This window comes from Brevibacillus sp. RS1.1 (assembly GCF_013284365.1).
GTDB lineage: Bacteria > Bacillota > Bacilli > Brevibacillales > Brevibacillaceae > Brevibacillus > Brevibacillus brevis_D.
This window is the reverse complement of sequence record NZ_JABSVA010000001.1, coordinates 624,766-647,534: the sequence shown is the minus strand read 5'-3', so window position 1 is coordinate 647,534 and position 22,769 is coordinate 624,766. Positions and strand designations below refer to the sequence as shown.

The window sequence follows — 22,769 nt, the reverse complement described above, 5'->3', positions numbered from 1 at the left end:
CATGATTGAAGCAAAGCACATCGAAAAATCATTTTTCCTGAATCAAGCCAAAGAGGGGCGCTTTGCTTCTCTACGAACACTCTTTTCTCGTGAACGAAGGGAAGTTAAAGCCGTCCATGATATCTCCTTTTCCATTGGCAGAGGTGAGTTCGTAGGATATATCGGGCCGAATGGTGCAGGAAAATCGACGACAATCAAAATGCTGGCAGGAATTCTTCATCCCAGTCAGGGGGAGATACGAATAGGCGGATATAGTCCACAGCGGGAAAGAATTCAAGTAGCCTCACAGATCGGAGTAGTGTTCGGGCAGCGAACACAGCTGTGGTGGGATTTGCCAGTCAGAGATTCCTTCGAAATTTTGCAAGCGATGTACAAGATTGACGACCAATCATATCAGCGATCGATGGAGGTGTATCAGGAACTGCTGGACCTCCATGAATTCCTTGATACGCCAGTGCGCAAGTTGTCGTTGGGTCAAAGGATGAGAGCTGATTTAGCGGCGGCACTGCTGCATGATCCTCCTGTCCTGTTTTTGGACGAGCCTACGATTGGGTTGGATGTGGTTGCGAAGACGCGCATCAGAGCTTTTTTGAAGGAAGTGAATCAGACCCAGAAGAAGACCATTCTATTGACGACTCATGATATGGACGATATTGAACAACTCTGCAACCGGATTATCGTGATTAATCATGGCAAAAAGATGATGGATACGAGCTTGGCTGATTTGCGGCAACAGATAGGGCTGCCAAGCCTCATACGAATTGAATTTCGACAACCGCCCAAAAAGCTTTACGACCTAGAGGGAATCGAGCGGATGGAGCTTTCAGAGAACGTACTTTCGATCTACTTCGACAAAGGAAAAATTTCTTCGCCGCGAATCCTTGCCGAAGTGGCGGGGTGGGGTGAACCTTTGGACATCCAGATGAAAGAACCGGGGATTGAGGAGATCATTCGTCTCATTTATCGGTAGGGACGGCTACCTAATTTCGTGATCCATACTTGTAATTCCACATCTTCTCCCTTATACTGTGTTTTGGTACCAGGTATTAAAAACAGATCGCAATCATACATAGTACAACTGAATCCTGCTTTAGGGGGTGTTCGGCATCGCCCGCTTGCCAAAAAAAGATCGCCAGTCTCGCTTGGTGCAGTATCTGGCGGATAACCCATTTGCGACGGACGAAGATCTGGCTGAGTTATTTCATGTCAGTATTCAAACCATACGTTTAGACCGACTGGAATTAGGAATACCGGAGCTGCGTGAACGTATCAAGACAGTCGCAGAGAAAAGTCTTGATCCTGTAAAATCATTGGGCATCGATGAAATCATAGGTGAAATGGTTGATTTGCAGCTTGATTCACAGGCTATTTCCGTATTGGAAATAAAAGAAGAACACGTTTTCTCCAAAACACAAATTGCCAGAGGGCATTATATATTTGCTCAGGCCAACTCATTGGCAGTAGCAGTAATTAACGCAGACGTAGCGTTGACAGCTACGGCGAGGATCCGCTTTGTCCGTCCTGTACGAACAGGGGAAAAGCTGGTTGCCAAAGCAGTGGTGAGAAGCCGTAACGGCGACGAATGCAAGGTGCGCGTAGAGACGAAGGTCCAAGGTGAACTGGTCTTTACCGCAACCTTCCGGGTAGTTGAAATGTCGAGCTACCATAACAGCATGGATGAGGAGTAAGGAGGAATCACGGTTGCGAATTGCAGTGGATGCGATGGGCGGCGATCACGCACCGAAGAGTACCGTATTAGGGGCGCTTGCTGCCATCAAGGAAAACCCGGCCATTACAGTTGTATTGGTGGGAGATGAACAGGCTATTCGGAACCATTTGCCGCAGGATATTCCGGCAAACATTGAAATCGTTCCTGCAGCGGAAGTGATTTTGCCAGATGATGAACCGGTTCGAGCTGTTCGACGTAAGAAAAATTCTTCGCTGGTCGTAGCAGTTGAGATGGCGCGCGAGAAAAAAGTCGACGCGATGATTTCGGCAGGAAATACAGGCGCATTAATGACAGCGGGCTTGCTGTACGCAGGTCGCATGGATGGAATCGAGCGCCCGGCGCTTTGTGCCTATATCCCGAATTCAAAAGGCCGCGTAACACTGACGCTAGACGTCGGAGCCAATATGGATGCCAAGCCACATCAGCTTGTACAATACGCGGTGATGGGGAGCTTGTATGCTGAGAAAGTGTTGGGCTTTGAGCGTCCGACAGTAGGCTTGCTCAATGTCGGGACGGAAGAAGGAAAAGGAAACGAATTGACGAAAGCTGTTTTTCCTCTCCTTCAAGAAGCTGACTTGAATTTTGTAGGAAATGTGGAAGCACGCGATGTTATGCAAGGAGCTTGTGATGTGCTCGTATGCGACGGCTTTGTAGGAAATGTTTTGTTAAAAGCCGTAGAGGGTGCAGCCTCCACAATCTTTTCGCAGTTGAAGCAGGAGTTTACTTCCAGCCTGATTAATAAGCTAGGAGCGGCCATTCTGAAACCTGGATTGGTTCGTTTTAAAAAGAAAATGGATTATGCGGAATACGGTGGAGCTCCCTTGTTGGGATTGAAATCCCCTGTGATCAAGGCTCACGGTTCCTCAAATGAGCGTGCAATGAAAAACGCGATCGTCAGTGCTACGCGGTTTGTTCAGCAGGACGTGAACGAGGTTATCCAGCAATCATTACAGAAAAATACTTTGGGAGAAAGCGAGTGAAGCAGATGAGTGCAAAGCGTTCAGTAGGGATTTTGTCTACAGGCTCTTATACACCGGAGCGGGTATTGACGAACTTTGATCTGGAGAAAATGGTGGAAACCTCTGATGAGTGGATTGTTTCCCGTACTGGAATCAGAGAACGCCGCATTAGCTCACCGGAGCAAGCTTCTTCCGACTTGGCTTACGAGGCTGCCAAAGCTGCTCTCGAAAAAGCAAACATCAGTGCGGAACAGCTGGATATGATCATTGTCGCTACCGTAACACCTGACATGTCGTTCCCGTCTACTGCTTGCTTGTTGCAAGAAAAGCTGGGTGCTACACGCGCCGCTGCAATGGATCTTTCCGCGGCCTGCACAGGCTTTTTGTACGGAATTACAACAGCGACTCAGTTCATCCAAAACGGTTTGTATAAAAAAGTGTTGGTCGTAGGCGTTGAGACCTTGTCCAAAATTACGAATTACAAAGATCGAAATACATGTGTGTTGTTCGGAGACGGTGCGGGTGCGGCTGTTATCGGTGAAGTTACCGAGGGCTACGGCTTCCAGTCCTTTGAGCTCGGCGCAGATGGATCAGGCGGTTCACTCTTGTGCATGCCGGCAGGTGGCTCCAGAACGCCTGCATCTGTTGAGTCTGTGGAACAAGGACTGCATTATCTCTACATGGCAGGCGGAGAAGTTTTCAAATTCGCCGTTCGCGTGATGAATTCTGCAACAGAGGCTGTCTTGTCCAAAGCGGGCGTATCGAAGGATGAGATCGACCTGTTAGTGCCGCATCAGGCAAACAAACGCATTATCGACTCTGCTGTACAGCGTTTTGGTCTGTCTGAGGATAAAGTTGCGATCAACCTAGATCGCTATGGAAACATGTCCTCTGCTTCTATTCCTGTAGCACTGGATGAAGCAGTAAAGGCTGGTCGCGTAAAAGAAGGCGATAACCTGATTCTGGTTGGGTTTGGTGGCGGCTTGACTTGGGGAGCGACGCTCTTGAAGTGGTGCACAACCCCGGCAGAAGGGAGCAAGTAGGAATGGGAAAGGTAGCCTTTGTTTTTCCAGGGCAAGGTTCACAATTTGTAGGAATGGGGCAAGCGCTCTCCGAACAATCGGAAGCGGCCCGTCACATATTTGAGCAGGCTGATGAAGCGCTCGGCTTTTCCTTGTCGGGACTGTGTTTTGCAGGACCAGAAGAGGAATTGAAGCTGACAGCAAACACACAGCCAGCTATTTTGACAGCAAGCATCGCTGTTATGGCAGCATTGAACGAAAAGTTGCCTGACTATAAGCCTGCGTTCGTCGCAGGTCACAGCTTGGGTGAGTATTCCGCTTTGGTTGCAGCTGGGGCCTTGTCCTTTGCAGATGCAGTCAAAACTGTGCGAGCTCGTGGTCAGTTCATGGAAGAGGCAGTGCCAGCGGGACAAGGTGCGATGGCTGCTGTCTTGAACATGGATCGCGCAGCACTGCATACGGTTTGCGAAGAAGTAACGGCATCTGGACATCCTGTTCAATTAGCGAACATGAACTGCCCAGGCCAAATTGTCATCTCTGGTTCAGCTGAAGGTGTGAAGCTGGCCGGTGAAAAAGCGAAGGAAGCTGGCGCAAAGCGCGTCCTTCCATTGAATGTAAGCGGGCCGTTCCACTCGAGCTTGATGCAGCCGGCAGCAGATAAACTGCAAGCTGTTTTGGCTGGCGTTACGGTACAAGAAGCGACAGTGCCTGTCGTGGCAAACGTAACAGCTAGACCAGTATCTGAGGCTACAATCATTGTAGATCAATTGGTTCAACAAGTTTCCGCTCCAGTTTTGTGGGAGGATTCTGTACAATGGATGGTCGAAGCAGGCGTGACTACTTTTGTAGAAATCGGTCCAGGAAAAGTTTTGGCCGGTTTAATCAAGAAAATCGCACCAGCGGATACGACGATTATCTCTGTGCAGGACATGGATTCACTTACTGAGCTTTTGAACGGAGGGGTACTATGTTAACTGGAAAAACAGCACTGGTCACAGGGGCTTCCCGTGGTATCGGGCGTGCGATTGCATTGAAGCTGGCAGAAGCTGGTGCGAATGTAGTTGTCAATTACGCAGGTAGTGAAGCGGCAGCGAGTGAAACTGTTGCCCTTATTAAAGAAATGGGCCGCGATGCCATTATGATTCGCGCGAACGTTTCTTCTACAGAAGATGTCAACGAGATGTTCAAAGCTGCTTTGGAACATTTTGGTGTGATCGATATTCTCGTGAACAATGCGGGAATTACTCGCGACAACCTGATCATGCGTATGAAAGAAGACGAGTGGGATGATGTGATTGCGACGAATCTGAAGGGTGTATTCAACTGTGTAAAAGCAGCGACTCGCCCGATGATGAAGCAGCGTTCAGGCAAAATCATCAACATCACTTCTGTGGTAGGTGTTTTGGGGAACGCAGGACAAGCAAACTACGTGGCGGCAAAAGCTGGGGTTATCGGCTTGACGAAGACGGCTGCTCGCGAGCTGGCTAGCCGTAATATTACGGTGAATGCTGTTGCGCCAGGATTTATCGATACAGAAATGACTGCTGTATTGCCGGAGGATGTCAAAGCAGGGCTCACAAGCCAAATTCCGCTTGCCCGTTTGGGACAAACAGATGATATCGCATCTGTCGTGCTGTTCCTGGCATCCGACGCAGCCAACTACATGACAGGGCAGACCCTGCACGTAGACGGCGGAATGTACATGTAGGAAGAAAACCTCAAACGAGCGTTTTTACGAGAACTGGTTTTTTGAAAGCTCATCCACTATAATACGGGAGAGGGGGTGAAGCAAGATGGCAGATACTTTGGAGCGTGTAAAGAAAATCATCGTCGATCGTCTGGGTGTAGATGAGTCCAAAATTACTTTGGAAGCTTCTTTCAAAGAAGACCTGGGCGCTGACTCCCTGGATGTGGTTGAACTCGTAATGGAACTCGAAGATGAGTTTGATTTAGAGATTTCCGACGAAGATGCTGAAAAGATCACTTCTGTTGGTGAGGTTGTTAAATACATAGAATCTCACAAGTAGGTTGATCTGTTGGAAGTCCCGTACCATACGGGACTTCTCCTTCAATAGTCACCTGTACATAATCCAAATAAATACACGTTTTGCATGCAGTGAATGTTAGAAGCTGACTGCTGACTTTCATATAGAGGTGATTGCAATGAAACGCAGAGTGGTGATTACTGGCGTTGGTGTCGTTTCTCCAGTAGGGAATGACGCACAGACTTTTTGGAACAGCTTGCTGGAAGGAAAATCAGGCATTGACCGTGTGGCTGCCTTTGACGCTTCTGATTATCCAACACAAATTGCAGGCGAAGTGAAAAACTTCGATCCTGAGCAGTATATGGACAAGAAAGAAATCCGACGTACAGACCGATTCGTTCAGTTTGGATTAGCTGCTGCCAAAATGGCTGTAGAAGATGCAAAACTGGAGATCACGCCAGAAAATGCGGAACGAGTGGGTGTATACATCGGGTCCGGAATCGGTGGTCTGACTACATGGGAAGAACAGCATTCCGTCTTGTTGGAAAAAGGACCACGTCGTGTGAGTCCATTCTTTATTCCGATGCTAATTGCGAACATGGCGTCTGGTGCAGTATCCATTCAATACGGTGCAAAAGGACCAACCTCCAGTGCGATTACCGCTTGTGCGACAGGTACAAACGCAATCGGTGAAGCACTGCGTTTGATCCAGTTCGATCACGCAGATGTCATGATCGCAGGTGGAGCAGAAGCAACCGTGCGTCCAATGGGATTTGCAGGCTTTTGCTCAGCGAAAGCGATGTCCACCAGAAACGATGAGCCACAAAAAGCAAGCCGTCCGTTTGATAAGGATCGCGATGGCTTTGTAATGGGCGAAGGTGCTGGTGTTCTGATTCTGGAAGAGCTCGAGCATGCGAAAAAACGTGGAGCAACGATCATCGCGGAACTCATTGGCTACGGGATGAGTGCAGATGCGCATCATATTACTTCTCCATCTCCTGGTGGCGAAGGAGCTGCGCGTTGCATGGCAAGCGCACTGAAAGACGCTGGCGTTGACCCAACAGAAGTTCAATATATTAATGCACATGGTACTTCTACTGGCCAAGGAGATATCGCAGAAACACAAGCGATCAAGACTGTATTTGGCGAGCACGCATACAAATTGGCTGTCAGCTCAACCAAATCGATGACAGGCCATTTGCTGGGTGCTACTGGTGGCGTCGAGGCAATCGCGACGGCATATGCGCTACGTGATCAAATACTGCCTCCAACAATCAACTTGGAAAACCCGGATCCAGAATGTGATCTGGACTATGTTCCGAACCATGCGCGTAAGGCGACCGTCAATGTGGCTGTTTCCAATACATTTGGATTCGGCGGTCACAACGCAACGGTAATCCTGAAGCGATACGAAGCATAAATGAGCCCTACTGATAGAAAAAGTAGGCAGTCTCCTGGAATGGTGGTGAGGGTGATGAATTTTGCACAGCTGCAAGAAACGATAGGCTTTCGCTTTCGCGATGAAAGTGTTTTGCGGCAGGCATTCACCCATTCTTCCTACGTGAACGAGCAACGCGGCAAACGAATATCAGACAATGAGCGGCTAGAGTTTTTGGGGGATGCTGTGTTGGAGTTGACCGTCTCCCAGTTTTTGTATAAAACTTTTCCGAAGATGAGCGAAGGGGAAATGACAAAGCTGCGTGCAGCCATTGTCTGTGAGCCTTCTCTCGTCAAGTTTGCTGAACTGTTGAATTTTGGCGATCTCGTATTGCTGGGAAAAGGGGAAGAGCTGACAGGTGGACGTCAGCGACCAGCCTTGCTAGCGGACGTTTTTGAGGCGTTTGTAGGTGCGCTTTACTTGGATCAGGGGTTGGACGCAGTCTTTTCCTTTATGGAAAAATACGTCTACCCGCGCATTGACAAAGGAGAGTTTGCCCAGGTAACCGACTTCAAGAGCCAGTTGCAGGAATTTGTTCAACAAGACAATCTGGGAGACATCCATTACCGAATTGTAGAAGAAAAAGGACCAGCTCATAATCGAGAGTTCGTATCTGAGGTGCTTTTGAACAATCGTTCGCTTGGCATCGGCTCTGGCCGCTCTAAAAAAGAAGCGGAACAGCAAGCTGCTGCACGAGCATTGGTCAAGCTGGGGGATAAATAATCACTCGTCAGCGAGAAGGGCTGCATCATCTGCTACAAGATGGTGCAGCTTTTTTCTTTCGGGTGGGAAACAGAGGGAAAATACTGCGAGATGACCGCTATCTATGATACACTTACCTACAGATGACCATGTAGGCTCGTAGTAGGTAGCTCCTGTTCGATGCAGGGGCTTCTTTTCGGGTACCATCCGATCCTTGCATGTTTGTAAGTCTGTCCATTTGGCAGGCAGTCTTGGATGGTTTCTTAAGGAGGACCGTACGTATGTATTTGAAACGCCTGGAGCTGGCTGGATTCAAATCCTTTGCCGATCGCACGGAATTGGAATTTGTACCAGGGGTAACAGCCGTAGTGGGACCGAATGGAAGTGGGAAAAGTAACGTTTCTGATTCGATTCGCTGGGTGCTGGGAGAACAGAGCGCGAAGTCGTTGCGTGGAGCGAAAATGGAAGACATTATTTTCGCGGGCAGTGACAAGCGCAAGCCAGTGAATTTCGCAGAAGTGACACTCACCTTGGACAATACAGATCGTTCGCTCGATGTGGAATATTCGGAGGTATCCGTTACCCGCAGAGTGTATCGTTCTGGTGATAGTGAGTACTACATAAACAACAGATCCTGCCGTCTAAAAGACATTATGGAGATGTTCATGGATACCGGGCTGGGGAAAGAAGCGTATTCGATTATCGGCCAAGGTAAAATTGAGGAAATTCTCAGTACCAAGTCCGAGGATCGCCGTGGAATATTTGAAGAAGCAGCCGGAATCGTCAAATACAAAACACGCAAGCGCGAGGCGGAGAAAAAGCTCGATGACACCGAGCAAAATCTCGTGCGTATTCACGATATCGTCAGTGAAATTACGGAGCAAATCGGACCTTTGCAAGAGCAAGCAGAAACAGCCAAGACGTACAAGGAGCTTCATCGCAAGCTGGTTGAGCATGAAGTAGCTCTTTACGTGCAGCAAATTGAAGTAGCTCATACGAAGTGGGAAGCAGCCACTGGACGCGTAGAGGAACTCAAGCATCTGTTAATCGGACAAACGACCGAAGCATCCAAGCAAGAAGCTGATTTGGAGCAGGCGCGTTTTCATGTCACTCAAATTGACCAATCGATCGAAGAACTGCAACAAGTGCTTTTGACAGTTAGTGAAGAGACCGAGAAAGTCGAAGGACAACGTGAGGTATTGCGGGAGCGTATGCGCAATCTCAATGCCAATCGCCAGCAGACGATGGAGCAGATGCATCGGATTACTGAGAAGCAGCACGGTCTTGAGGCCGAACTGGTAGAAGAACAAGAGCGGGCCAAGGAAGCGGATCGTCGCATGACCGAAGCCCATGCTTCGCTGCAAGAAGCAGAAGGTCAATTTTTTTCCATGGTGCAATCACTGACAGATGACGTAGAGCGTTTGAAGAGTGATTACTTCGAAAAGCTCAACGAAATGGCGAATCTGCGCAACGAAAATCGTCATCAAGAGCAGCTTCTCAAGACAAGCGAGGCCAGAGTCGAACGTCAATTGTCTGGAAAAAAACAGCTCGATGAAGAAGAAGAGCAGCGTCTAAATCAGTTGAGCCAACTCCAGGATCAGCTGGAGAAGATCGTTTCTACCATTCAAGAAACCGGCGTTAGATACAAAGAGCTAGTCGAGGGCATGCGAGAAGGACAAGCCCGCCTTGAAACAGCCCGTCGAGAGCTGCGCCACTGGGAACAAAAGCGGGAAGCAGCGAAGTCCCGTTTTGACCTGTTAAAAGAAATGCAGTCGGAGTTCGCAGGGTTTCAGCAAGGGGTAAAAGAAATTTTAAAAGCACGCGAGCGGGGCTTCAAAGGGATCCATGGAGCAGTCGCTGAGCTCGTTGTCGTGCCACAGCAATACGAGACAGCGATGGAAGTCGCATTGGGTGGCGCACTGCAAAACGTCGTCGTGGACAACGAAGCATCTGGTCGTGCAGCCATTGCTCACTTGAAGCAGCATAATGCAGGTAGGGCAACATTTCTACCGCTCGATGTCATCCGTCCCCGCACCTTGCAGGCAAGCGATAAGCGCCAGCTGGAGGAAGAGAGAGGAGTCGTCGGAATCGCGAGTGAGCTCGTGACCTTTGAGGAAGCGTATCGACCCATCCTCGAAAGTCTATTGGGCAATGTCATTATTACGGAAAAGCTGGAGCAGGCAAACCGTGTGGCCCGTACGCTTGGCTACCGCTACCGCGTCGTGACGCTGGAAGGCGATATCGTGAATGCTGGCGGTTCCATGACAGGGGGTGCCTTGAAAAAGAACAGCACGAACCTGCTTGGACGCAACCGTCAATCAGAAGAGCTGGAAGCACAGCTGGTAGAAATCGACCAGGCAATTTCTGGGCATACTACCCTTATGGAGCAGCTAACGAAAGAACTAGCGCAAATGCAGCAGGAGCAAGAAGCTCTGCGGACAGAGGGCGAAAGTCTGCGACTGAAAGAACAGGAAGTAAAAGGGCTCTTGCAGCAAAAAGAATCGGAAGGCAGATCCTTGGGCGAGCGAGCAAAGCTAGTTGAGCAAGATATTGAAAGCTATCGCCGCGAGATGGAAGAAGCCAAACGCAAGCAAGAGCAGCTGCAAGCTTCTTTGACTGCCATGGAGCAAGAGGAAAAAGAGCTCAGTGAGCAGATCGCAGAAGCTGAGGCGAAACGCCAAGAGCAGCTCGAATCCAAAGAAGAAATGAATCAAAAAATAACGAGTCTCAAAGTGCTGAATGCGCAGGTCAAGCAAGAGTATCAATCACGCTTGGAGCAAACAGAACGCTTGCTGGAGCAAAAAAGCCAATTGCAGCACGAATGGGAAGAGCAAAACGCGAACTTGGCATCTCTTGATGAACTGGAGCGTACGAACGAATCGTCCGGGCTTGAGCTGGATCAACGCATTAGCGAATTGCGTCAGGATAAAGACCGTGTAGCTGGCTTGATTCAAGAGCGGCGAAGTGAGCGGGCCACTCTCTTTTACAAACAGGAGCAAGTGGAACAGCAGGTCAAGGAAATCCGCCGCGAGGTCAAATCGCTCGAGGAAAAGCTTCATCAAGAAGAAGTAAAAGTCAATCGTAACGAGGTAGAGCTTGATCATCTGTTGAATAAACTCTCCGAAGAATACGAAATGAGCTACGACCTGGCGAAGCAAAAATATCCGGCACGTGGCGAGATTCAGGAAGAGACACAAGTGGTCAATCGTCTGAAAAAGCAGATTGGGGCACTTGGCACTGTGAATCTTGGTGCGATTGAGGAATATGAGCGCTTGTCAGAGCGTCAGCAGTTCTTAAGCTCGCAGGAAGCTGATTTGAATGAAGCAAAAGACATGCTCTATCAAGTGATCCAAGAAATGGACGCAGAGATGTCGCGCCGCTTCAAAGAAACATTTGATGCGATCTCGGAGCAGTTCCGCGATGTGTTTGTCCAACTGTTTGGCGGAGGACGTGCAGATCTTGTGCTCTCCAACCCAGATAATCTGCTAGAGACAGGCATCGATATCGTGGCGCAGCCACCTGGCAAGAAGCTGCAAAATCTTGCGCTCTTATCCGGGGGCGAACGTGCTTTGACTGCGATGGCCTTGCTTTTTGCCATCCTGCGTGTGAAGCCAGTGCCATTCTGTGTATTGGATGAGGTAGAAGCCGCTTTGGATGAGGCAAACGTTAATCGTTTCGCCGAGTACATGCACCATTTCAGCAACCAGACGCAGTTTATTTGCGTCACACACAGAAAAGGCACAATGGAGAGCGCAGATGTGCTATACGGTATCACGATGCAGGAGGGCGGCGTGTCCAAACTCGTCTCCGTGAAACTGGAGGACAGTGACAAATTTATCGAATCAGCCTCTTAAACGGATTTGCCATTCAATTGATACTACCCGCAAAGGAAGATGAACATGAGTTTTTTCAAGCGCCTTCGTGATGCTATTGTCCAAAAATCCGAAGAGGTCACCCAAAAGTTTACGGATGGTTTGGCGAAAACGAGAGACCTGCTAGTAGAAAAAGTAGAGGATCTGGTACGTCGCTACAAAAAGATCGACGATGACTTTTTCGATGAATTAGAAGAAATTTTGATTACATCTGATGTGGGCGTCAATACCGTAATGGAGCTCATAGACGACCTGCGGACAGAGGTGCGCAAGCAAAAAATCGAGAATGCGATCGACCTGCAGCCGATTCTCTCAGAAAAACTGGTTGCCCTTTTGAAAAATGATGATTCTGCGGATACGACTCTGAACGTAGAGGACGGTCGTCTGAACGTCATTTTGTTCGTAGGGGTCAATGGAGTAGGGAAAACAACCACAATCGGTAAAATGGCGCATATGTTCAAGCAGCAAAATAAAAAAGTGCTGCTGGCAGCAGGTGACACATTCCGTGCAGCAGCGATTGAACAGCTGGAGGTTTGGGGAGAGCGTGTAGGAGTTGACGTAATCAAGCAGCAACAAGGCTCTGATCCGGCTGCCGTGATCTACGATGCGATTCAGGCAGCGAAATCTCGACAGGTCGATGTGCTGTTGTGCGATACCGCAGGTCGCTTGCAAAACAAAGTCAATCTCATGGAAGAGCTGGCGAAGGTACACCGTGTATTGCAACGCGAATTGCCAGGAGCTCCGCACGAGGTTTTGCTAGTTTTGGACGCTACCACAGGGCAAAATGCACTTTCGCAGGCGAAAACGTTTGGACAGTCTGCTGGAGTAACAGGTTTAGTCCTGACCAAGCTGGATGGTACAGCAAAGGGTGGTATCGTCATTGCGATTCGCAACGAGCTGAACATTCCGGTGAAATACGTAGGGTTGGGTGAAAGAATGGATGACTTGCAGCAGTTTGATCCTGAGCAATTTGTTCATGCGTTATTCGCTGGATTGATTCAAAAAGATGAAACAGAAGAGCAGGAAAATGCGTAAAAACATAGTGTTTCAAAGATAAAAAAATGATGTCAATAAAAAACCTTGACACTAGGTGTGGAATTAGGTACTATAATCTACGTGCTGTAAAGAAAAAGTCTTTACAGTTTGAAACGAGTACCTCATAGCAAAGGATTGGTTTCATGTTAGAAAAGACCAATCAAGTCAATCTCTTGTTTGACTTTTACGCGCCGCTACTCAAGGGCAAGCAGCGAGAATATCTTGAGCTGTATTATCTGGACGATTTATCGCTCGGAGAAATTGCCGAGATGCATGAGGTCAGCCGCCAAGCTGTTTATGATCATATCAAGCGGGCAGAGAAGCAACTGTTTGAATATGATCAGAAGCTTCGCCTCGCTGAACGTCATGAAAACCGCATGGACGTGTTGAATCGCATGAACGAACTTGTAAATGAGCTTTCGGAGAGCGAGACAAGAGACGAGCTGAACACTTTGCTCCACCAACTGTCAGAGATGGATTAGGAGGGCTCGCATGGCGTTTGAGAGCTTAGCCAATCGGCTGCAAAACGCGTTTGACAAACTGCGCGGCAGAGGGAAAATAGACGAGACCATCGTGAATGAAGCGATGCGTGAAGTTCGTCTGGCCCTGCTGGAAGCAGACGTTAACTTTAAAGTAGTAAAAGACTTCGTTGCTCGTGTCAAGGAGCGCGCAGTCGGTCAGGAAGTCATGAAAAGCCTGACGCCTGGTCAAATGGTGATCAAGATCGTGAACGAAGAGCTGGTCGCTCTGATGGGTGGCAACGTCGCTCAGCTCACGATGGCGCACCGCCCGCCGACCGTCATCATGATGGCAGGTCTGCAAGGGGCAGGTAAAACGACCACAACCGGTAAGCTGGCCAAGTATTTGCAAAAGCAAAACCGCAAGCCGCTTCTGGTAGCGGGAGACATTTACCGTCCTGCTGCGATCAAGCAGCTTCAGGTTTTAGGGGACCAACTCAATGTTCCCGTCTTCACTCTCGGTGATCAAGTCAGTCCTGTCGAAATCGCTCGCCAAGCGATTGAACACGCGAAGACGAATCATCTCGACGTAGTCCTCATCGATACCGCAGGTCGCCTGCATATTGACGAAGCGCTAATGGACGAGTTGAAGCAGATTCGCGAGGTAACCAAGCCCGATGAGATTTTGCTCGTCGTGGACTCGATGACAGGTCAAGATGCCGTCAATGTAGCAGAGAGCTTTAATAGCCAGCTCGAACTGACTGGTGTGGTTCTCACAAAGCTCGACGGTGATACCCGAGGCGGTGCGGCACTATCCGTCAAAGCTGTCACTGGCAAGCCGATTAAATTCGCGGCCATGGGTGAAAAGCTGGATGCGCTCGAACCGTTCCATCCGGATCGTATGGCTTCCCGTATTTTGGGTATGGGGGACGTACTCAGCCTGATTGAAAAAGCACAGGCATCCGTGGATGAAGACAAAGCACGCGATATGGAACGCCAAATGCGTCAAGGTGAGTTTACCTTCGACATGTTCTTGGATTCCATGCAGCAGCTTCGCAACCTGGGTCCTTTTGAAGACATTCTCGGCATGCTGCCAGGAATGAACAAGATGAAGGGCAAAATGAACGTGGATGAAAAGCAGATTGCCCGCGTTGAAGCGATCGCCAAATCCATGACCAAACAAGAGCGCGCGAATCCTGATTTATTGAATGCCAGCCGTCGCAAGCGTATCGCAAGCGGAAGCGGAACGAGTATTCAAGAAGTCAATCGCTTCCTCAAGCAGTTCGAGGAAATGAAAAAGATGATGAAGCAATTCTCAGGCGCTGCTGATAAGATGGTCAAGAAGTCGAAGAAAAAAGGCTTCGGATTACCTTTCATGGGAAAAGGCGGAGGCAACAACCAGGGCGGGATGAACTTACCTTTTAACTTCAAGCCACCGTTCAAGTAAGTAGGCATGATCTCTCGCGACACTGACTTGTCAGCTGGACGCGATGGTTCAGATATAGTAGCACCAACGCAGATGTTCTTCTCGCGTTGATTAATACAGGAGGTGACACAACATGGCAGTAAAAATCCGTCTGAAGCGTATGGGTTCCAAGAAAGCTCCTTTCTACCGTGTAGTAGTAGCTGACTCCCGTTCCCCACGCGATGGCCGTTTCATTGAAGAAATCGGTTACTACAATCCGGTTGCTCAACCGGCAGTGGTGAAAATTGATACCGACAAAGCGGTACAATGGATCCTGAATGGTGCAGCTCCAACTGATACCGTTCGTAACCTTCTCTCCAAAGAAGGCGTTATGGCTAAAGTGCACGAAACCAAATACGGCAAGTAAGTCGGTCATCTGGAGGTTTGATGATGAAAGCGCTGGTCGAAACGATCGCTAAAGCTCTCGTCGATCATCCGAATGAGGTTCGTGTTAACGCAGTGGACAAAGAGCGAACTCTCGTCTTTGAATTGTCGGTACACCCTGATGATATGGGGAAGATTATTGGCAAGCAAGGTCGAATCGCGAAAGCCCTGCGCACGGTCGTGATCGCCGCATCCGTGGAAACGGACAAGCGTGTCACGGTTGAAATTGTATGAGAAAAGGCTGGGAGCTTTCCCAGTCTTTTTTCTAGTATCCAAGATGCTCATAAACCATGATGGTTTTTCCGAAAGGAGTGGCGAAGGTGCTTACTATATTTCGGACGGTACAGGTTAAACTGATCATTACGGAAGCATCACGGGCTGCTCTCATTGATCAGTATAGCCAACGACTTCGTTTGCAGCGTAAAGAGTGGGAGCAGTGGCAGTTTCAATCGAAAAAGCTATTAACCGAGGCGAAGAAAAAGTCTGCGGATACATATGCGTTGGCGCAGGAAAAAATCGCGCAGGAAGAGCGTCGACGCAAGGAAAAGATAGATCACCTGACATATACCCTCCAGCAGGTAGAAAATCTCCCGGAGGGAAGCGAGATCGATTACCAGACTGTTCAAAGCCCTGTCACGATCCAAGAGGGCGATGTCTGGGATGAAATGATGTCCGGAACGGAAATCATGATAAAAGATGGCCTGGTACATGAGATTCGGTTACAAACGAAAAATGGGAACAAAGAAAAGGAGGAATGAACACGTTGAGCCAAAATAGTTTTTACGGAGTAGGTAAACTGGTTAATACGCATGGCCTGCGTGGTGAAGTACGTGTAACACCAACGACTGACTTTCCAGATCAGCGCTTTCGCAAAGGAAATGAGCTGTACTTGTTCCATCCGACACTCAGTGAGCCGCTAAAATTGAAAATCGCTTCCCGTCGCCCGCATAAAAACTTTGAGATCGTGAGCTTTCATGGCTTTGAGCATATTAACGATATCGAAAAGTACAAGGGCGGAGAGTTGAAGATTCCAGCGGAAGCGCTGATGGAATTGGAAGAGGACGAGTTCTACATTCATCAGCTCGTCGGCTGCGTTGTCGTAACCGACGAGGGAGAAGAACTGGGAAAAATCGTGGATGTCATGCAGCCAGGAGCAAACGATGTGTGGGTAGTGAAGGGGAAACGCGGAGAAATCTTGTTGCCGTATATCGATGAATGCATCAAGGAAGTGGACATCACGAACAAACGTGTGGTCTGCCATCTGATGGAAGGCTTGCTGTAGGAGGAACTTCAGATGCGGATCGATATTTTTACGCTCTTTCCCGAAATGTTTACAGGTGTTTTGTCCAGCAGCATTTTGGGAAAGGCAAGCGAAAAAGAACTGGTTGATTTTCACGTCACCAATTTTCGCGATTTCTCTGAGAGCAAGCACGGTACGGTAGATGACACCCCTTATGGCGGTGGCGGAGGAATGGTCTTGAAGCCTGAGCCGTTGTTCCGGGCCGTAGAAGGCTTGACGGGAGAGAAAAAACCGCGAGTGATTTTGATGTGTCCACAGGGTGTGCCTTATCATCAGAAGCTGGCAGAAGAGTTAGCGCAAGAGGAGCATCTTGTCTTCATTTGCGGTCATTATGAAGGGTACGACGAGCGAATTCGTGAGCATCTCGTCACGGATGAGATCTCGATTGGTGACTACGTTCTGACTGGGGGAGAACTTGCGGCGATGGTCGTCATTGACAGTGTCGTTCGTTTGCAACCAGGAGCGTTGGGAAACCAGACATCAGCCGTTGAGGATTCCTTTTCAACAGGACTGCTCGAGTACCCTCATTACACAAGACCAGCAGAATTTCGCGGCTGGAAAGTGCCAGATGTACTGTTGTCAGGGCATCACGCCAATATTGAAAGCTGGCGGTTAAAAGAATCACTGCGTCGAACAAAAGCACGGCGTCCAGATTTGTTAGAAAAGCTGGCGCTGACAGATGAAATGAAAAAGCTATTGGCTGAATTGGAACAGGAAAAAAAGTAGGGAACAATTAGGAGAAGAGTCTTGTAGTTTTGTGCTCGCTGTGTTAATATATTTCTTGTGGCAATTTTGCCCGCTGACTAAGGCGGTCCGCTACTCGTAACGCAGCCAAAGCGGCTGGACCTATGGGTTAGACGAGTAAGAACGTCTATCGGAAGGAGGAAATTCAAATGAACCAAATTATCCGTGAACTGGAAAAAGCGCAATTGAAACAGGACATTCCTGCGTTCCGACCTGGTGACACTGTTCGTGTACACGTTAAGGTTATCGAGGGTCAGCGTGAGCGTATCCAGCTGTTCGAAGGCGTATGCATTCGCCGTCGCGGTACAGGTATTAGCGAAACATTTACAGCTCGTAAGATTTCTTACGGCGTAGGTGTTGAGCGTACATTCCCAGTACACACGCCTAAGATCGACAAGATCGAAATCGTGCGTCATGGTAAAGTACGTCGTGCGAAACTGTACTATCTGCGCGATCGCGTAGGTAAAGCAGCTCGTATTAAAGAAATTCGTCGATAAGCGTAACGCTTAGAAAGAGGACTGGCCTGCTTGCCAGGCCTCTTTTTTCCATTTAACGATCTTGAAATAAAATAGTTCATCTTGACATATGTTACAGCTAAGGTTGGACGAGCTTTCATGGGAGGATCGTAAGTCATGAGCGAAGAAATTACCTCCAGTCATAAGAAGAAAAATGAACTATGGGAATGGATAAAGGCACTTGGGATCGCTTTAATCTTGGCGTTTTTCATTCGTACCTTTTTGTTCGCCCCGTTTATTGTTGAAGGCGAATCCATGGAAAGTACATTACATAACAGCGAAAAATTAGTTGTGAACAAGGCTATTTATTTTTTGCAAGATCCGAAGCCTGGTGAAATCATCGTGTTCCATGCAGAAAAGGAGCGAGATTACATCAAAAGAGTCATTGCTGTTGAGGGTGATACAGTAGAGGTCAAAAACGATCAGCTGCTGGTCAATGGCAAAGTGGTAGAGGAACCGTATCTTGCACAATCAAAAGAACAAGCGAAGCAGCAGGGAGAGCCGTTTTTTACCCACGATTTTCCCCCGGTCCAAATACCAGCAGACCATATCTTTGTGATGGGCGACAACAGGTTGAACAGTCATGACAGCAGAGCCATCGGTCCTGTTGCCGTCAGTACGGTTGTTGGCAGAGCGGAATTTACTTTTTGGCCGGTTGCGGGAATTCGCTTGACAAGATAACGTAAAGCTTCAAGGTAGGTGAGACATCATGACGATCCAATGGTTTCCTGGCCATATGGCTAAAGCACGTCGTCAAGTAACGGAAAAGCTGAAATTAATTGATGTAGTTATCGAGCTTCTCGATGCACGTCTGCCGCTTTCCAGCCGCAATCCGATGATTGACGAGATTGTCAGTGATAAACCACGTTTGATATTACTTAATAAAGCAGATTTGGCGGATGAACGGGCAACAGATGAGTGGATTGCTTATTTTCGCAAGCAAGGCATTCGCACATTGCCGATTGATGCCCTGAGTGGAAAAGGCGTCAGCAAGCTGCCAGAAATGTGTAAGGAGCTAGCTGCTGACATGCTGGCAAAGCGCAGTGAGCGAGGGATGCAAGGTCGTGCCATTCGCATTATGATCTTGGGGATTCCCAATGTCGGCAAGTCTTCCCTCATTAACCGCCTGTCCAAGCGCTCGGTAGCGGCAACAGGTGATCGTCCGGCGGTAACCAAGGCGCAACAATGGGTGAAAATGGGCGATACACTGGAGCTTCTCGATACGCCTGGTATTCTTTGGCCGAAATTTGAAGATCAGATGGTAGGTCTGCGATTGGCGGCAAGTGGGGCAATTAAAGACGAGCTCATCGATTTTACGGAGGTAGCATTATTTGTTATCAGCTACATGATGCACTACTATCCGGAACGCCTGATCGAACGCTTCAAGCTAAAAGAATTGCCTGAGGATCGAGTAGAAATGCTCGAAGAAATCGGGAAGAAGCGCGGATGCCTCGTTTCTGGCGGAAATATCGATTACGACAAGGCAGCGGAAATTTTCCTGCGTGAGCTGCGTTCCGGCAAGCTGGGAACGGTCTCTGTCGAGCGCCCGATTGACTGGGAAATGGACGAACCGATTGGTAAGCCAGTATCTTTTCCAGAATAAAACTTTCCAGCCATCAAAAACCTGTCTATCGACATATACGGTAGACAGGTTTTTTTACTATGAGGATCGGTAAGGAGAAATGAGTCAATGAATCTAGCGGATATGTCGATAAAAGAAATACGAGTGACGATGGAAAAGTTGGACGAGGTACCCAAAGATTTTTTACAATTGCTGAAAGAAGATAAAAGAGCAGGTGTACAGGCTTTGGCGAAGCAGGCGGAGGCAGCGATTGCACGTCAAGAAAAGCTCGCACAGATGTGGACTGACATGACCGTCTATGAGAAAGCCATGTTTGATAAGGGACATCAATACATATTCGGGATTGATGAGGTTGGGAGAGGTCCATTGGCTGGTCCAGTTGTTGCATGTGCCGTGTGTCTGCCAAAAGATTTTTACTTGCCTGGCCTGAATGACTCGAAGAAGATACCTGTATCTACTCGGGAGGCATTTTGCGAAATCATTCAAAGAGATGCACTTGCTGTGGGAATCGGAATTGTCGATGCAGCAAGAATCGATGCGATCAATATACTAGCTGCTACAAAAGAGGCGATGAAGCTGGCGATCCAACAGGCAGGTATCGCTCCAGACGTATTACTGATTGACGCCGTACAGCTAACTGGAATGAATTGCGAGCAGGTTCCGATTATCGGGGGAGATGCCAAAAGCGTTTCAATTGCAGCCGCATCGATTGTAGCGAAGGTCACCCGTGATCGATTGATGGCCCAGTATGCCGAAGAGTATCCAGCCTATGGCTTTGACAAACACGCAGGCTACGGCACCCCAGAGCATCTGACAGCAATCGCTCGATTTGGACCTACACCGATTCATCGCAAGACTTTCACTGGTGTAAAAGAACACGCCTAACAAGTGCTAGTTACATACTAGCTACAGGAGGAGGATCTGCATGTTTTCCCCGTCGCAACTTATTCAATCATTCGTGCAAAAAGCACCCATATCCGCTCCGAAGCCGGTTGAGCTTACTCCCGGACAAGTGTTTAAAGGCACGGTAATCAAGAATTACCCGGACAATATGGCGCTCGTACAAGTCGGGGGAATGCAGGTTCAGGCTAAAATGGAGGCAAGTCTGGAACCGGGCCAAAAAGCTTGGCTGCAAGTCCAGCCATCAACAGGTGTCGTCACGTTGAAGGTTTTGGATAGCGCCGGTGAAGGAGCTGGCAAAGACGCATCTCTAGAAGGTCTAATGCGATCACTAGGGGTTGCCGATACAAAAGAGAACAAAGCGATCATGCAAGCGTTGCTTGGTGCCAATCTTCCTGTGAATAAGGAGACCATACAAGCTTTTTCAGCCGTTGCTGGGCGTTTAGGCGTAGACAATGCCACGATTGAGGCATTCATGACTGCCATGAAACGAAATTTGCCACTGACCCCTGATACAATCGCAGGACTCAAAGCTTTTTTATCGGACAAGCCAATGGGGCAGCTCATACAAAACCTGCTTCAGCAAGCCTCGCTCTTTTTAGAAGGGGAGGGCCAGCCTTCGCAGATGACAGGGCAGGTGCCTCAAAGCCAATCACATCAGGTCTCCGGACAAGCTAATGCAGCAACGGGAGATGTCAAACAGCTTGTTAGTCAGTTAAAAGAAAAGTTGACGGGACTCCCTTTCCTTATCACGAGCACCAATGGAACAGACGAGGGACTGGCAGTCAAACAAATGCCACAAGGGAATCAGCCCAATCTAGGTGCTTCGCAGAACACGAATGCGGGAAGCCAGACACAGCCGCTGCCTGCACTGAGTGGTCAACCTTCGTCCCAAGTTCAGACATCGCCTCAACCATCAATGGTAGCTCCAAGTAACATACCAACGCCATCACAACCTGGTTCGTCAACTGTTTCTACTGAGACAGTGTCAGCACCAAACACTGCCGCTAAGCAGGTAGACTCGCAGCAAAACGCTATGACCGGAAAGAGTAATCAGTTGCCAAACCAGACCAGTGGTCCAAGCATCGATTCAAAGATTGCTCGAACCGAGCCCTTGCCTACCCCTCAGTCATTACAGATGAATCAGGACCGGGTCCAAAACAAGCAGATGGCGGAGCAAAGGGCTGTAGTGAACGACGCGGGGCAAAAAGCCGTACCACAAATGATGTCTCAAGCAGCTGGTGCAGCGAATGGAGCCACAGCTGCTAATCCGATTGCTGAATTGTTTCGTCATTTAGGCGTAACCCACGAGAGAGAATTGATGGGCCAGGCATTTTCACAGGGAGCGATCGATTCGCATTCATTAAAGCAGATGGATACAGTTAAATCCCTCTTGCTGCAAATCAGTCAAGCGCCAGCGCAGGCAATGCCATCTGGCTTGCGTGAAGCAGCAGATCAACTGCTGCAACAAGTGACCGGACAACAATTGATGATGGTACAGCCTTCTAACCAAGCTTTGTCTCAAATCGTCATGCAAATTCCGATTCGCCAAGGTGAAGGGGATGAGACGGCTTTTGTCCAAATCGAATCGAAAAAGAAAGGCTCTGGACAGCTTGATCCGGACAACTGTCGTCTTTTCTTTCATTTGGAACTCCAAAGTATGGGGACAACCATGATTGATGTAAGCATCGTGAATCGAATCGTTAACCTGCAAATTTTTAACGATACGCCATGGGTGGAAGGACTCATTCAAGGGGCCAAGGATCGTTTTGCTGACCAATTACAGGACGTTGGCTACCATCTATCGGCTATGCGAGTCCAGCCAGTCCCGGCCGAGCGTGTGAAGTCGACAAGTCCGATTCAAACCAAAGGCCCCATCCTGGCTGACTATAAAGGGGTTGACCTCCGCGTATGATGCCGCCATCCCCTTCAGAGCAAAAACGCAAACAGGCAGTTGCACTAAAATATCAGGCGGGTACCATGGAAGCGCCAAAGGTCGTGGCAAAAGGAAAAGGGTACGTGGCTGATAATATACTGAAGACAGCGAAGGAGCATGATATACCGGTACAGGAGGATCCATCACTTGTAGAGGTTTTGGGCAAGCTGGATTTGGATCAACAAATACCGCCGGAGCTGTATCAAGTTGTGGCAGAAATCCTTGCTTTTGTCTATCGGATCGATAAAGGCGGAGGAACCAAATAATGAGTGATCGCCGTCGTCTTCTTGGTCAAAGAGGAGAACAGCTTGCAGAAGGATATTTAGTGAACAAAGGTTTCCGCATTGTCGATCGAAATGTTCGAACAAAACGTGGGGAAATGGATTTGATTGCTCTAGACGGAAAATGCTTGGTTTTTATTGAGGTTCGAACGAGGAGCAGCCAATCTTTTGGAACGGCAGGCGAGTCCATTACTTGGAAGAAGAAACAGAAGCTGCGTGAGCTTGCCATCGAATACTTGCAAAAAAGCGCACAGCCAATCCCGACCTTTCGTTTTGATGTCATCGCAATTTACACCGGTGCATCAACGCAAGGTGGAGACTTCATGAAGCCTGTCATTGAGCATTATGAGAGTGCTTTCTAGGAAAAACGGGCTCTTGACCACGGATATATTGGGGATACGTCTACAGCATCAGTCGCAGAGCCAGCGTACTATGTACTGTACTCGACGCGATGAAACTCCT

25 protein-coding genes are annotated in these 22,769 nt (G+C 48.6%); all 25 read left to right on the top strand.

Going from position 1 to position 22,769, the window contains the following annotated elements; translation table 11 throughout:
- Position 1 precedes the first annotated feature (1 nt).
- The 25 genes from HP570_RS02890 to HP570_RS02770 all read left to right on the top strand — a co-directional run bounded on the left by HP570_RS02890 (position 2) and on the right by HP570_RS02770 (position 22,669).
- A complete protein-coding gene (locus tag HP570_RS02890) occupies positions 2 to 970 on the top strand; it encodes an ABC transporter ATP-binding protein (RefSeq protein WP_173624832.1) in 969 nt (322 codons plus the stop codon).
- 127 nt (positions 971 to 1,097) lie between these two features.
- Entirely contained in the window at positions 1,098 to 1,688 is a 591-nt protein-coding gene (gene fapR, locus HP570_RS02885; RefSeq protein ID WP_016743276.1) for a transcription factor FapR, read from the top strand.
- A gap of 13 nt (positions 1,689 to 1,701) precedes the next feature.
- Entirely contained in the window at positions 1,702 to 2,709 is a 1,008-nt protein-coding gene (gene plsX, locus HP570_RS02880; RefSeq protein ID WP_015891899.1) for a phosphate acyltransferase PlsX, read from the top strand.
- Positions 2,710 to 2,714: 5 nt separating this feature from the next.
- Positions 2,715 to 3,731 (top strand): beta-ketoacyl-ACP synthase III, encoded by a 1,017-nt coding sequence (locus tag HP570_RS02875; protein WP_015891898.1) that lies wholly within the window; start codon positions 2,715 to 2,717, stop codon positions 3,729 to 3,731.
- A gap of 2 nt (positions 3,732 to 3,733) precedes the next feature.
- The gene (gene fabD, locus HP570_RS02870) at positions 3,734 to 4,684 is read left to right on the top strand and encodes an ACP S-malonyltransferase (RefSeq protein ID WP_173624831.1); all 951 of its coding nucleotides are present in this window, start codon (positions 3,734 to 3,736) and stop codon (positions 4,682 to 4,684) included.
- The gene (gene fabG / locus HP570_RS02865) at positions 4,678 to 5,418 is read left to right on the top strand and encodes a 3-oxoacyl-[acyl-carrier-protein] reductase (protein ID WP_015891896.1); all 741 of its coding nucleotides are present in this window, start codon (positions 4,678 to 4,680) and stop codon (positions 5,416 to 5,418) included. The genes fabD and fabG overlap by 7 nt, the downstream gene beginning before the upstream one ends.
- Positions 5,419 to 5,503: 85 nt before the next feature.
- On the top strand, positions 5,504 to 5,737 hold the full coding sequence (gene acpP / locus HP570_RS02860) for an acyl carrier protein (protein ID WP_005834336.1): 234 nt from the start codon (positions 5,504 to 5,506) through the stop codon (positions 5,735 to 5,737).
- Between the two features lie 136 nt (positions 5,738 to 5,873).
- Complete coding sequence (gene fabF, locus HP570_RS02855; protein WP_015891895.1) at positions 5,874 to 7,115, top strand: beta-ketoacyl-ACP synthase II; 1,242 nt, start codon at positions 5,874 to 5,876, stop codon at positions 7,113 to 7,115.
- A gap of 54 nt (positions 7,116 to 7,169) precedes the next feature.
- Positions 7,170 to 7,856 (top strand): ribonuclease III, encoded by a 687-nt coding sequence (gene rnc, locus HP570_RS02850; RefSeq protein WP_026043146.1) that lies wholly within the window; start codon positions 7,170 to 7,172, stop codon positions 7,854 to 7,856.
- Positions 7,857 to 8,116: 260 nt separating this feature from the next.
- Entirely contained in the window at positions 8,117 to 11,689 is a 3,573-nt protein-coding gene (gene smc, locus HP570_RS02845; RefSeq protein ID WP_173624830.1) for a chromosome segregation protein SMC, read from the top strand.
- 45 nt (positions 11,690 to 11,734) lie between these two features.
- Complete coding sequence (gene ftsY, locus HP570_RS02840) at positions 11,735 to 12,742, top strand: signal recognition particle-docking protein FtsY (protein WP_173624829.1); 1,008 nt, start codon at positions 11,735 to 11,737, stop codon at positions 12,740 to 12,742.
- 143 nt (positions 12,743 to 12,885) lie between these two features.
- Complete coding sequence (locus tag HP570_RS02835; protein WP_015891891.1) at positions 12,886 to 13,224, top strand: putative DNA-binding protein; 339 nt, start codon at positions 12,886 to 12,888, stop codon at positions 13,222 to 13,224.
- A 10-nt stretch (positions 13,225 to 13,234) separates the two neighbouring features.
- Positions 13,235 to 14,647 (top strand): signal recognition particle protein, encoded by a 1,413-nt coding sequence (gene ffh, locus HP570_RS02830; RefSeq protein WP_173624828.1) that lies wholly within the window; start codon positions 13,235 to 13,237, stop codon positions 14,645 to 14,647.
- Positions 14,648 to 14,759: 112 nt separating this feature from the next.
- Positions 14,760 to 15,032 carry a 30S ribosomal protein S16 gene (rpsP, locus tag HP570_RS02825; RefSeq protein WP_007719713.1) on the top strand — a complete coding sequence of 91 codons (273 nt, stop codon included), beginning with the start codon at positions 14,760 to 14,762 and terminating at the stop codon, positions 15,030 to 15,032.
- A gap of 23 nt (positions 15,033 to 15,055) precedes the next feature.
- Positions 15,056 to 15,283 carry a KH domain-containing protein gene (locus tag HP570_RS02820; RefSeq protein WP_007719711.1) on the top strand — a complete coding sequence of 76 codons (228 nt, stop codon included), beginning with the start codon at positions 15,056 to 15,058 and terminating at the stop codon, positions 15,281 to 15,283.
- Between the two features lie 86 nt (positions 15,284 to 15,369).
- A complete protein-coding gene (locus HP570_RS02815; protein WP_064200706.1) occupies positions 15,370 to 15,807 on the top strand; it encodes a YlqD family protein in 438 nt (145 codons plus the stop codon).
- Positions 15,804 to 16,331, top strand: coding sequence for a ribosome maturation factor RimM (rimM, locus tag HP570_RS02810; protein WP_015891888.1), 528 nt, complete (start codon positions 15,804 to 15,806; stop codon positions 16,329 to 16,331). Before HP570_RS02815 ends, rimM begins: the two co-directional genes overlap by 4 nt.
- 12 nt (positions 16,332 to 16,343) lie before the next feature.
- The gene (gene trmD / locus HP570_RS02805; protein ID WP_015891887.1) at positions 16,344 to 17,075 is read left to right on the top strand and encodes a tRNA (guanosine(37)-N1)-methyltransferase TrmD; all 732 of its coding nucleotides are present in this window, start codon (positions 16,344 to 16,346) and stop codon (positions 17,073 to 17,075) included.
- Positions 17,076 to 17,242: 167 nt separating this feature from the next.
- A complete protein-coding gene (gene rplS, locus HP570_RS02800; protein ID WP_015891886.1) occupies positions 17,243 to 17,590 on the top strand; it encodes a 50S ribosomal protein L19 in 348 nt (115 codons plus the stop codon).
- 135 nt (positions 17,591 to 17,725) lie between these two features.
- Positions 17,726 to 18,289, top strand: a complete 564-nt coding sequence (gene lepB, locus HP570_RS02795) for a signal peptidase I (RefSeq protein WP_064200685.1) — start codon at positions 17,726 to 17,728, stop codon at positions 18,287 to 18,289.
- 28 nt (positions 18,290 to 18,317) lie between these two features.
- On the top strand, positions 18,318 to 19,211 hold the full coding sequence (gene ylqF, locus HP570_RS02790; protein ID WP_015891884.1) for a ribosome biogenesis GTPase YlqF: 894 nt from the start codon (positions 18,318 to 18,320) through the stop codon (positions 19,209 to 19,211).
- Between the two features lie 87 nt (positions 19,212 to 19,298).
- On the top strand, positions 19,299 to 20,075 hold the full coding sequence (locus HP570_RS02785) for a ribonuclease HII (RefSeq protein WP_173624827.1): 777 nt from the start codon (positions 19,299 to 19,301) through the stop codon (positions 20,073 to 20,075).
- 40 nt (positions 20,076 to 20,115) lie between these two features.
- Positions 20,116 to 22,005, top strand: coding sequence for a hypothetical protein (locus HP570_RS02780; protein WP_173624826.1), 1,890 nt, complete (start codon positions 20,116 to 20,118; stop codon positions 22,003 to 22,005).
- Positions 22,002 to 22,292, top strand: a complete 291-nt coding sequence (locus HP570_RS02775; RefSeq protein WP_015891881.1) for an EscU/YscU/HrcU family type III secretion system export apparatus switch protein — start codon at positions 22,002 to 22,004, stop codon at positions 22,290 to 22,292. Before HP570_RS02780 ends, HP570_RS02775 begins: the two co-directional genes overlap by 4 nt.
- Positions 22,292 to 22,669 (top strand): YraN family protein, encoded by a 378-nt coding sequence (locus HP570_RS02770; protein ID WP_064200688.1) that lies wholly within the window; start codon positions 22,292 to 22,294, stop codon positions 22,667 to 22,669. Before HP570_RS02775 ends, HP570_RS02770 begins: the two co-directional genes overlap by 1 nt.
- Positions 22,670 to 22,769: the final 100 nt, after the last annotated feature.